Genomic DNA, 10,985 nt, shown 5'->3' with positions numbered 1-10,985 from the left:
GTAGTGCCCCATCGCCACGGCAACCGCCGCAATGGCAAGCAGCAGGGTTAACAGCGCCGAGAGCAACAGGAACTGTTGAGAACGTTCAAGAGATTTGCCGAGCGCCCCTTCATCCTGCTCCAGCCCGTACCAGCGATGCTCCGGCTTGAGCTTCGGCAGGAGCCATTTTTCATACGCATCAAGCTGCGCAGGCGTGCCACCAAACTTGTAGCGCCAGGTGACGCGGCTGCCCGGCTGCACGGCGTTGGTTTTCGCCACGTCAGCGGTATTCATCATCAAACGTGGCGCAAGCTGGAACGGGTTAAAGCCGGAGTCCGGCTCCTGCACCACTTCTCCCGCAATCCTGAACGTCGCGTCGCCGACGTCGATGCTGTCACCCGTTTTCAGGTTCAGCAGCGCCATCAGACGCGGTGCCAGCAGGACCGTGCCAGGCGCGGGTTTTAATCCCGCCGGGCGGGTCTCCAGTTCACCGTACATCGGGTAGATATCATCGACGGCTTTAACGCTGGCCAGCTGCGGCGTGTCGCCTGCGAAGGTCATGGTCTGGAAGCTTATCTGCTCGCCCACCTTCAGCCCGGTCTTGCGTGCTTCCTCAATCCAGCCGGGCGGAACGGCGCGCGAACTTTGCAGCGCCCTGTCCCCCGCCATAAATTCCCGGCTTTGCTGGCTGAGCCCTTTTTCCATTCGGTCACTGACGCTGCCGAGCGCCAGCACGCAGGCCACCGCAAGGCTTAACGCCAGCCAGACAATCAGCAGCGAGGGCGAGCGCCACTCGCGCCAGAACCAGCGGGCAATCATGCTTCCTCCTGAAGAATACCGTTCACCAGGCGCAGGCGGCGGTCGCAGCGGGCGGCCAGCTGCGGATCGTGCGTCACCAGAATCAGCGTGGTGCCGTGCTCGCGGTTGAGCGAAAACAGCAGATCGGCAATCTTGTCTCCGGTTTTACGGTCAAGGTTACCGGTGGGTTCATCGGCAAACAGCACTTCCGGGCGACCGTTAAACGCGCGCGCCAGCGCCACGCGCTGCTGCTCGCCGCCCGAAAGCTGCGCCGGAAGGTGGTCAAGGCGTTTGCCCAGCCCCAGCTGTTCCAGCAGGGCTTTGGCGTGTTCGCGACTTTCACGGGTATTTTCACCGCGCAGCAGCCCCGGCAGTTCCACGTTTTCCAGCGCGTTCAGCGTCGGGATCAGCATGAAGGACTGGAAGACAAAGCCGATATGGCGAGCGCGCAGCGCGGCACGCGCCTCTTCATCCAGCTGGTGCAGCGGCTGCCCGACCAGATGGACCTCCCCACTGCTGCCATCGTCCAGCCCGGCCAGAATCGCCAGCAGCGTGGACTTTCCGGAGCCGGATTCACCGATCAGCGCGATGGTTTCGGCGCGTTTGACAACGAGTTCAACTCCGGTGAGGATGGACAGCTCGTGTTCTCCCTGACCGACGGACTTCTTAAGACGATGAACTTCAACACTGTTTTCCGCTGGCATTTGCCCTTCCTTTTTTTGATTCTGATGACCTTCCGCGCGGCGGCTGCGGACACGTTACTGATTCTGGGCGACAGCCTGAGCGCAGGCTATCGCATGGCAGCCAGCGCGGCCTGGCCTGCATTACTCAATGACAAATGGCAGACCCAAACGTCCGTCGTCAACGGCAGCATCAGCGGCGATACCTCGCAGCAGGGGCTTTCGCGCCTTCCCGCACTGCTCAAACAGCATCAGCCGCGCTGGGTGCTGGTCGAACTGGGAGGTAATGATGGCCTGCGCGGCTTCCAGCCTCAGCAAACCGAGCAAACCCTGCGTACCATTTTGCAGGAGATCAAAACGGCGAACGCCCAGCCGCTGCTGATGCAAATTCGCCTGCCGGCTAACTACGGCCGTCGGTATAATGAAGCCTTTAGCGCGATCTACCCTAAGCTTGCCAAAGAGTTTGATATTCCCCTGCTGCCATTTTTCATGGAAGAGGTCTATCTGAAACCCCAATGGATGCAAGACGACGGCATTCATCCCAATCGCGATGCACAGCCGTTTATTGCCGACTGGATGGCAACCCGGCTGGCTCCTTTAGTTAAACATGACTCGTAATTCAGCGGAGTTCCTGACAGGTAAAGTTATGCAAAAATCGGTCTTAATAACAGGATGTTCCAGCGGAATTGGCTTCGAAAGCGCGCTCGAGTTGAAGCGTCAGGGATTTCGGGTGCTGGCGGCCTGCCGCAAACCTGAAGATGTTGAACGCATGAACGGCATGGGCTTCACCGGCGTGTTGCTGGATCTGGACTCACCGGAAAGCGTTGAACGCGCGGCGGATGAGGTCATCGCCCTGACCGATAACCGTCTGTTCGGCCTGTTCAATAATGCTGGATTCGGCGTGTACGGCCCGCTGGAGACCATCACGCGCGAACAGCTTGAACAACAGTTTTCCGCGAACTTTTTCGGCGTACATCAGCTCACCATGCGCCTGCTTCCCGCCATGCTCCCGCACGGTGAAGGACGCATCGTCATGACCTCCTCGGTAATGGGGCTGATTTCCACCCCGGGCCGCGGTGCCTACGCTGCAAGCAAATATGCGCTGGAGGCCTGGTCCGATGCCCTGCGCATGGAGCTGCGCCACAGCGGCATCAAGGTCAGCCTGATTGAACCCGGCCCGATCCGCACCCGCTTCACCGAAAACGTCAACCAGACCCAGTCGGACAAACCGGTCGAAAACCCCGGCATTGCCGCACGCTTTACGTTAGGTCCTGAAGCGGTTGTCGCCAAAGTGCGCCATGCTTTTGAGAGCGATAACCCCAAACTGCGTTATCCGGTCACGCTGGTGACCCATGCCGTTGGCTGGCTAAAACGCCTTCTGCCGGGCCGGATGATGGACAAAATTTTACACGGCTGAGTTGAAGCGTCGCCGCTCATCCCCATGTAAAGAACAAACCGACAAAAGAGAAAGCCGCATGTCCGTACAGAATATCGTCAATATTACTGAAGCAAACCTGCAACAGACGCTGGAACAGTCGATGACCAAACCGGTGCTGTTCTACTTCTGGTCTGAACGCAGCCAACACTGTCTGCAGCTGACGCCGGTACTGGAGAGCCTTGCCGCGCAATACAATGGTCAGTTCATTCTCGCTAAGCTGGACTGTGACGCCGAGCCGATGGTGGCGTCTCAGTTTGGCCTGCGCGCCATTCCAACCGTCTATCTGTTCCAGAATGGACAGCCTGTTGATGGCTTCCAGGGGCCGCAGCCGGAAGAGGCGATCCGCGCCCTGCTGGATAAAGTGCTGCCGCGCGAAGAAGAGCTGAAAGCGCAGGAAGGCATGGCGCTGATGCAGGAAGGCAAATACGACGAGGCGCTGCCGCTGCTAAAAGACGCGTGGCAGCTGTCGAATCAGAACAGCCAGATCGGCCTGCTGCTGGCGGAAACGCAGATCGCCCTGCACCGTTCAGAAGACGCGGAAACCGTGCTGAAGACTATCCCTATGCAGGATCAGGACACCCGCTATCAGGGATTGGTTGCGCAGATTGAACTGCTGAAACAGGCGGCGGACACCCCGGAAATTCAGCAGCTGCAGCAGCAGGTTGCCGACAACCCGGCCGATGCCGCGCTGGCAAGCCAGCTGGCGCTGCAGCTGCACCAGGTGGGGCGTAACGAAGAGGCGCTGGAGCTGCTGTTCAGCCATCTGCAAAAAGATCTGGCCGCCGCAGACGGTCAGGCGCGTAAGATGTTCCAGGAGATCCTGGCCGCGCTCGGCACCGGTGACGCACTGGCGTCGAAGTATCGTCGTCAGCTGTACGCGTTGCTCTACTAACAAAAAAATGCCCGGTGGCGCTAACGCTTACCGGGCCTACAAAAGACGGTTTATTCCGACCTTTTCAACTGCGTCACCACCAACTGGTGACGCGAGTTGTAAAACTTCCGGTAGGTTAAATAGCAGGCAATAATGGTCGACAGGCTTGCCGTAGAGAGCAGCATAAAGGTCACCATAATCTGATACTTAATCGCTTTTACCGGATCGATCCCCGCAAATATCAGCCCCGACATCATGCCAGGCAGACTCACCAGCCCCACGGTTTTGGCTGAATCTACCGTTGGGATCAGCGACGAGCGAATGCTCTCACGAATCAGCCGCGCCGAGGCTACTTTAGGCGTCGCCCCCAGGCTTAATTTTTCCTGTAACTGCTGCTGTTCACTGCTGAAACGCTGTCCGAGGTTGTTGTAACACAGCCCCACGGCGACCATGGCGTTCCCCGCGATCATCCCGGAGATCGGGATCACCTGCATTGGTGTGAATTCAATGGAACCCGACAGCACCAGAACCGCCAGCGTGAGCGCCGTACCGGTCGTGATGGCGATAAACGAAGAGACGAACGCTTTATCGATATACTTGCTGCGCTTTTGCGCATTCCACGCGGCATTGAAGCAGATAAACAGCACCATCAGCAGGGTCAGTACCGCATGGTTGACGTTGAAAATGTACTTCAGCACATAGCCAACGATGATGAGCTGAATCACCGCGCGGCAGATACTCCACAGAATGTCTTTTTCCAGCCCGAGCTTTTCCCGGTAGCTGACCACAATCGCAATCAATACCAGCACCATCGAGAACGCCAGGGATTCATTGGTAATATTATGTTCACCCACGGTCTGCCTCCTGCATTTTTCCGCCCTGTGGTTGAAGGGTAATGACATCATCCGCATGGCTTATTTCGTTTGAATCATGCGTTACCCACAGCACGGCAATATTCTGCTCGCGGGCGTAGCGATGAATAATGTCGTTGACGTTGCGTTTGTTCGCGTCATCCAGCGCGCTGGTAATTTCATCCAGCAATAACACTTTCGGTAAAAACTGCAGGTTGCGGATCAGCGACACGCGCTGCTTTTCCCCGCCGGACAAGGTGTTAATGGATTTCGTCAGGGTGTCCTGCGGCAGCCCAAATTGCGCTAAATCGGCGATAAATTTTTCAGGCTCTGGGGTTTTGCTGCGGATTTGCCACGGAAAAATCAGATTATCGTAAACCGTATCGCCAAACAGCGTTGGCGTTTGCACGCAATAAGAGACTTGCTGCCGATAGCGTTCTGGTGAAAGTGTGGCAATATCCTTCCCTTCAAAAAGTATTGTTCCCTCCGTTGGGCTCAACAGCGAAGCCACTATTTTCAGCAACGTACTTTTACCACAGCCTGACGGACCGGCGATCAATTTGAATTCGCCTGGTGAAAGACAAAAATCGACATGTCGAAGGATCGTGTTCCCCCCCACGCCGAACCCAACATCCCTGATATGCAAAAGTTTTTTTTGATCGTTCATTCCGCTTCCGTTAACAGATTTTTGTCATCACTGCCTGTAGCATAATCCTTTCACCTGCACAGTGCGAATAGCCTTAATCTATGGCGAGTGTTAAACTTTTCGCACGCTAATTGTCACCCTATCACTACAGGAAGTAAGCAGCATGACACATATCTTTTATGAGTTCCCTTCCCTGAAGCCTGGTGTTCCCGATGTCGAAACATTAATGGAAGTCATCAAATCTTCGGAACTCACAAGTTTTGTCATCGGTGCAGAGGTTGTCGATTTTGTTAAAAAGGCTCTCATCGTGAATACCACGATAGGCAGTTTCAAAAATTGCTATTTCGCCTTCGATAATGGCACCCACTTCCTTGAATTTGATGGCAAGGGAAAGTCGAAACGCTTCAACGACGTGCCGAGCTGGTTCGTCTCTCCGGCTGAATTTTCTCGTACCCAGTGGCTTATTAACCACGATCTTGCTGATGTAAAGGCAACCCAGTTTATTGACGTGCTGATGTCCTACCCGCTGAAAGAGCGCCGCGCACACTGTAATTTGTTATTCGGGCTGGAACTGGAAAAGGTGAATGCGGTTCCGGCAGCAGCGTCAAAGGCGGGCAAAATCGGTAATAAAAACGGCAAAACCACCAAACCGCGCGTGACCGACCTGGGATCGTTTGAATTGTTTAGCCAGTTCTTTGCGCGTATGAAAACCGCCGTACTGGCCGATGAGTTCCCAACCCTGCAGGTTCTGACCGGAATGGATAACATGGCAAAAGCGCCACATAACTTAAAGCAAGGCATCCGAACCTGGTTTAAAGCAATTACCGGGGATCTCCCGCCAAACAACAAGCGTGTTGAAGCGGGAAATGCGGTTTTATTCTGCGCCCCAATCCGCGAACACATTCAGCAGATAGAGACGGTAGGGCTGGCGAATTACTACCAGGGATTATCCAAAGCGATTGCCGCTGCGGGTGATGGCTTCATTTCTGACTTTACCTATACTTACGAACAATAAACACGCAGTTTACTCATCACAGCATTCAAAACAGGAGGTTTTATGCTCATCGTTGTTCCCGTCCTTATTTTTGTTGCGCTGGTCATTGTGGGCGCAGGCGTCAAAATTGTTCCTCAGGGTTATCAGTGGACCGTAGAGCGCTTCGGCCGCTATACCAACACGCTGCAGCCGGGCCTGAGCCTGATTGTCCCCTTCATGGACCGCATTGGTCGTAAGATCAACATGATGGAGCAGGTGCTGGATATTCCTTCTCAGGAGATCATCTCTAAAGACAACGCCAACGTCACTATTGATGCCGTCTGCTTTATTCAGGTGATTGATGCGCCTAAAGCAGCCTATGAAGTGAGCAACCTGGAGCTGGCGATCGTCAACCTGACGATGACCAACATCCGTACCGTGCTCGGCTCCATGGAGCTGGACGAAATGCTCTCCCAGCGCGACAGCATCAATACCCGCCTGCTGCACATTGTCGATGAAGCGACGAATCCGTGGGGGATCAAAGTCACCCGTATTGAGATCCGCGACGGGCGCCCACCGGCTGAACTGATCGCCTCCATGAACGCCCAGATGAAAGCCGAACGAACCAAGCGAGCCTACATTCTGGAAGCCGAAGGGGTGCGTCAGGCCGAGATCCTGAAAGCGGAAGGGGAAAAACAGTCGCAGATCCTGAAAGCCGAGGGCGACCGTCAGTCTGCATTTTTACAGGCGGAAGCGCGCGAACGTTCGGCAGAAGCGGAAGCCCGTGCGACGCAGATGGTGTCCGAGGCGATTGCCGCCGGTGATATCCAGGCCGTGAACTACTTCGTCGCGCAAAAATATACCGATGCGCTGAAAGAGATCGGCTCTGCGAACAACAGTAAAGTGGTGATGATGCCGCTGGATGCCAGCAGCCTGATGGGGTCGATTGCCGGTATTGCCGAGCTGATCAAAGACAGTGGAAACGAGCGTAAAAAATGATTGAGCTGATCGTTGCACATCCTCATGCTTTCTGGCTAAGCCTCGGTGGCTTACTGCTGGCGGCGGAGATGCTGGGCGGCAACGGCTACCTGCTCTGGAGCGGCGTTGCCGCAGTCATTACCGGGCTGGTCGTCTGGCTGCTGCCTGTCGGCTGGGAGTGGCAGGGTGCACTGTTTGCAGTGCTCACGCTGGTGGCCGCGTGGCTGTGGTGGCGCTGGCTGAACCGACAGGTGAAAGATCAGAAACCGGCAGACGCCCACCTTAATCAGCGCGGGCAGCAGATTGTCGGCAAGCGTTTTACGCTCGACAGCGCACTGGTGAACGGACGTGGGCACATGCGGGTGGGCGACAGCTCGTGGCCGGTGGTGGCCGACGATGACCTCAGCGCCGGTACCCAGGTCGAGGTCATTGCGGTGGAAGGCATTACCCTGCGGGTGAAGCCTGTTAAGCATGCGCCTTACGGTGACAGCAGCCAGCAAGGTTGTCGATAATCGGGCAATCGGCGCTGTCATCGCCCGGGCATGAGTCCGCCAGCCCCAGAAGCTGTTCGCGCATCGCCTGCAGTTCTACAATGTGGCGTTCAATCTCCGCCACTTTTTCCAGCGTGCGCTTTTTCACATCGGCGCTGTGGCGCTTCGGATCGTTAAACAGGTTAACCAGCTCGCCGCACTCTTCCAGATTAAACCCCACCTGTCTCGCCTGGCGCAGCAGCGTCAGTTCATCAAGATGCAGCTGCGTGTAGCTGCGGTAGCCGTTTTCACTGCGCAGCGGCGGCGTGACCAGCCCTTTCTCTTCGTAAAAGCGAATCGCTTTGCTGGTTAAGCCGGTTTTTTTCGCAACGTCACTGATATTCACATTTCCCCCTTGACCTTACCCTTGATGGTGGGATTCTGAAAGACGCAGCCCTGTAAGGTGCTGCGCCGAATCAATATTTTTTAAAGACTTTACTTGCCTTTAAAACCCCCTCATTGCCTCCAGAGAGTGGACACAATGTGGACATTCCACTGAGAGGATTATAGCTCACAGCGTCCAGCAAATAGTCTGGTGCGAAGTGTGCGTAAACCATGGTATTTTGTGGAAAAGACTAAAGCAATGTCCTGTAAGATAAGAGATTGTTATGCAGAGTTAAATCAATATGATGTAACCTATGATGATGAAAAGCTTTGCCTGGATTGTACAGCGAAGCTGAAGGGCAGAAGTACTCGAACAGTGCCGCGATGAAGTTAAGCATAGAGTAAAAGCGCAAAGGAAACGGGAGAAAGACGCGCTCCTTGAAAGACTAAGGATTGCGCTCATAAGTGGGGGTTGGCGTGGGTAAGGACTTTGATGATTATGAGCTAGAAGCTGACTATCAAAACTGGCTTTATTATCACGAGTCGTCTTAAGAAGAACGTGATTCGCAAAGTCAGTATATACGTCCACGTGAAGAACCAAAAGACAGTGCTCCTAAAACTGAGGTTATACAAGCCGTATGGCCAGTAGTTGATGTGTTTAGTGATTACCCTGAACATAATGCATTATGTTGAAGCAGCAGAGCAAAAGTATTTCAACTCCAGAAATAATACTTGTGCTAAAGCATTAGAAGAAGATAGCGATGAAATGCAAGGAAGAAATAATTGACGTTTTGAAAAAATGCACTATGAAGGCATGTAATACCTTCATAGTGCCTAGGTGATTATGAGTAGTATGACCTATGCAAATTGCTGATTGCTTCACCTTCAGTAATTAAATGCGTGGCTGATCCTTGTCTTGTATAATAACTATTTTCAAAGTGACAGACTTCTCCAACACTTTTTATTTCGATTTTCAAAACATGCAACCCTTCGTATGAACATAATGAAATATCTTTCAATACTTGCTGCTTTAATGCATCACTAAATTTGAATGATTCGATTTTTTGTTTTATGAACAGGAAGTAATTATCTATGTTTTTTGAATGAATTACGGCTTCATGATCAATTCCATTGATGAAGTAGCCATTACACTCAATAGGTGTTACACCATATAATTTCTTAACTCTTTCTGCCGTAGCCTTGGTGTCGGAAATGCCCACCAAGATATAACCATTTGCTTCCCTACCGATATTATTTATTGCTACAGCCGTTTGAACAATATTAATGAAACAATCTTCGTCTATTTTGTTTTCGCCTGAAAGGATGAATAAACCCTGTTTAAAATCATAATTTGGCTGTTCTGTTCTTGAATTATTAAGTAGGGTTCTTATCAGCGTTTGCCATGCATGATTGATAAATTTACGTTCTGACTCTTTAAAATATCGTTTAATTAAAGCGCATAAGTCTTCGACACTTTTCTGACGAGCGCTAGCTGCCCAGCGACCACCTTCGGTTTGTACCATTGAACGTTGTACACTGTCCCCGAGTTGTGCGATAAATTTCTGTTCATCATCAAGTTGCATGTTTTCATTTATTACTAATTCATACAAAGCAAGAAAAACCGCTTGATAGTAACGTGGGCATTCTTGAGATGAAGACGTATTGCCTAGAATATGTGTTCTGAAATTCAAATCGTTATCATCAAATAGCTTTTGAATCATCTCATATACGATGAGGTAATTATTTATAATTTTCTCCGCACTATTTGTCTGAATGTAATTCTCTAATTGGGTTCGCGTATGTATTGCATGGGTCGTCGAGCCTTCACCGTAAAATGTATCAAGTGATGATGATCCCGATGTCGGTTTGTCGTCTAAGAAAATATAACCCAAGATGTTTGCAACTAACTCTTCGTCGTCAGAATCCCTGATGCTAGGTCTACTAATAATATGATTTCTAATATAGAAATGGTTATCAATGTTTATTCCATAATCGAGTCCGTCATTGCAAATAGATATGTTGTGTATTTTATTAAGCCCCATTATATCGCTATGAGTAGTATCACCTCTTATAATGGTCGATATTTTCCTCACTAATTCTGAAAAATTACTTACGCAACCCGCGCTCCGTAGTTCTTGTTTTGATAAAATCTTACCATTTGAATTTATACGGCGAAATACTTCGTCAATATGATCCTCAGTTGAAGAGTATTCCGATATGGCAAATCTATAGCGAGCAATTAATGCGGAGCTTTCACGAGATAACACTGGTTCTTTTTGTTGAAGTTTACCACTATCTTTTAGTTGTTTTGTTAATGCAATGGCATCTAAATCAAAGTATTTTCCATTTAACGAGAACCGCTGTTCAATAAAACTCATTAAAGCTTCTAGTCTTTGCATACCATCAAGAATTTCTCTTTTGTTGTCAATGGAAACGAATAATAGCAAAGGGATAGGATACTGCTGAGTCATTGATGAGATCAATGCAGTTTTCTCGTTAAGGGACCATACTAATTTTCTTTGATATCTTCGATTTATAATTAATTTATCTTCTAAATACCATTCATATAATTCTTCTGCTGTCTTGGAGTCAATATCTAAGTTTTCATTAGCCATTTGATGTGTCTCGAATATTTAGTAAAGAAACAGATAGGGCGCGTATTTGTATCAATAGTCATTGAATTTGTATGTGAAGTCAATCTGATGTACAAACTTCCAGCTGCACAATTGTGCGCAAAAATGCACACTAAAATTGGTCGCCTTTTGAGCCTATAGCGACAGTATCTACGCTATCTAGCGGTGAATCTGCAGATGCAAAAAAACACGCATGTTTGTCTCGCGCAGGTGACGGGGAACAGCCCACGCGAAAGGGGGAAGGGAGGGTATGCCTTTAAATGGCATGCTTTGGCCTTTCCTGA

General features: G+C 51.1%; 12 protein-coding genes. 6 read left to right on the top strand and 6 right to left on the bottom strand.

The window, feature by feature from the left end; genetic code table 11:
* Together ENTMO_RS26465 and ybbA are read right to left on the bottom strand one after the other, a co-directional pair.
* Nucleotides 1-798 (bottom strand): ABC transporter permease (locus ENTMO_RS26465; protein WP_010428237.1); only part of this gene is annotated, 798 nt, incomplete at its 3' end.
* Nucleotides 795-1,481 carry a putative ABC transporter ATP-binding protein YbbA gene (gene ybbA, locus ENTMO_RS0106275; protein WP_010428235.1) on the bottom strand — a complete coding sequence of 229 codons (687 nt, stop codon included), beginning with the start codon at nucleotides 1,479-1,481 and terminating at the stop codon, nucleotides 795-797. The genes ybbA and ENTMO_RS26465, both read right to left, overlap by 4 nt.
* Between ybbA and tesA the strand changes: the two genes are divergently transcribed.
* From tesA to ENTMO_RS0106260, 3 genes are read left to right on the top strand one after another with little or no spacing between them, the layout of a single operon-like run.
* Nucleotides 1,452-2,075, top strand: a complete 624-nt coding sequence (tesA, locus tag ENTMO_RS0106270) for a multifunctional acyl-CoA thioesterase I/protease I/lysophospholipase L1 (RefSeq protein WP_010428232.1) — start codon at nucleotides 1,452-1,454, stop codon at nucleotides 2,073-2,075. The genes ybbA and tesA overlap by 30 nt on opposite strands.
* A complete protein-coding gene (locus tag ENTMO_RS0106265; RefSeq protein WP_085928900.1) occupies nucleotides 2,065-2,874 on the top strand; it encodes an SDR family oxidoreductase in 810 nt (269 codons plus the stop codon). The genes tesA and ENTMO_RS0106265 overlap by 11 nt, the downstream gene beginning before the upstream one ends.
* Before the next feature lie 58 nt (nucleotides 2,875-2,932).
* Complete coding sequence (locus ENTMO_RS0106260) at nucleotides 2,933-3,787, top strand: co-chaperone YbbN (protein ID WP_010428228.1); 855 nt, start codon at nucleotides 2,933-2,935, stop codon at nucleotides 3,785-3,787.
* A 50-nt stretch (nucleotides 3,788-3,837) separates the two neighbouring features.
* On the opposite strand, the gene fetB is transcribed toward ENTMO_RS0106260, so the two are convergent.
* Nucleotides 3,838-4,620: an iron efflux ABC transporter permease subunit FetB gene (gene fetB / locus ENTMO_RS0106255; RefSeq protein ID WP_010428226.1), complete on the bottom strand. Its 783-nt coding sequence runs from the start codon at nucleotides 4,618-4,620 to the stop codon at nucleotides 3,838-3,840.
* Nucleotides 4,613-5,284: an iron efflux ABC transporter ATP-binding subunit FetA gene (gene fetA, locus ENTMO_RS0106250; protein WP_029484995.1), complete on the bottom strand. Its 672-nt coding sequence runs from the start codon at nucleotides 5,282-5,284 to the stop codon at nucleotides 4,613-4,615. Before fetA ends, fetB begins: the two co-directional genes overlap by 8 nt.
* A gap of 142 nt (nucleotides 5,285-5,426) precedes the next feature.
* On the opposite strand from fetA, the gene ENTMO_RS0106245 reads away from it, so the two are divergent.
* Genes ENTMO_RS0106245 through ENTMO_RS0106235 form a run of 3 tightly spaced genes read left to right on the top strand, consistent with a single transcriptional unit; the run spans nucleotide 5,427 to nucleotide 7,726 of the window.
* Nucleotides 5,427-6,278 carry a hypothetical protein gene (locus ENTMO_RS0106245; protein WP_010428223.1) on the top strand — a complete coding sequence of 284 codons (852 nt, stop codon included), beginning with the start codon at nucleotides 5,427-5,429 and terminating at the stop codon, nucleotides 6,276-6,278.
* Nucleotides 6,279-6,320: 42 nt separating this feature from the next.
* Nucleotides 6,321-7,235: an SPFH domain-containing protein gene (locus tag ENTMO_RS0106240; RefSeq protein ID WP_010428221.1), complete on the top strand. Its 915-nt coding sequence runs from the start codon at nucleotides 6,321-6,323 to the stop codon at nucleotides 7,233-7,235.
* Nucleotides 7,232-7,726, top strand: coding sequence for an NfeD family protein (locus ENTMO_RS0106235; RefSeq protein WP_010428219.1), 495 nt, complete (start codon nucleotides 7,232-7,234; stop codon nucleotides 7,724-7,726). The genes ENTMO_RS0106240 and ENTMO_RS0106235 overlap by 4 nt, the downstream gene beginning before the upstream one ends.
* Here the strand turns inward: ENTMO_RS0106235 and cueR are convergent.
* Together cueR and ENTMO_RS0106225 are read right to left on the bottom strand one after the other, a co-directional pair.
* Nucleotides 7,680-8,090, bottom strand: a complete 411-nt coding sequence (cueR, locus tag ENTMO_RS0106230; protein ID WP_010428217.1) for a Cu(I)-responsive transcriptional regulator — start codon at nucleotides 8,088-8,090, stop codon at nucleotides 7,680-7,682. The two genes, ENTMO_RS0106235 and cueR, sit on opposite strands and share 47 nt — an antisense overlap.
* 820 nt (nucleotides 8,091-8,910) lie before the next feature.
* Complete coding sequence (locus ENTMO_RS0106225; protein ID WP_010428215.1) at nucleotides 8,911-10,683, bottom strand: GmrSD restriction endonuclease domain-containing protein; 1,773 nt, start codon at nucleotides 10,681-10,683, stop codon at nucleotides 8,911-8,913.
* Nucleotides 10,684-10,985 lie beyond the last annotated feature (302 nt).

It is taken from the genome of Enterobacter mori LMG 25706 (genome assembly GCF_000211415.1).
GTDB classification, from domain to species: domain Bacteria; phylum Pseudomonadota; class Gammaproteobacteria; order Enterobacterales; family Enterobacteriaceae; genus Enterobacter; species Enterobacter mori.
Note: the sequence above shows the minus strand (reverse complement) of the source record. Positions and strands in the feature narration are given on the sequence as shown.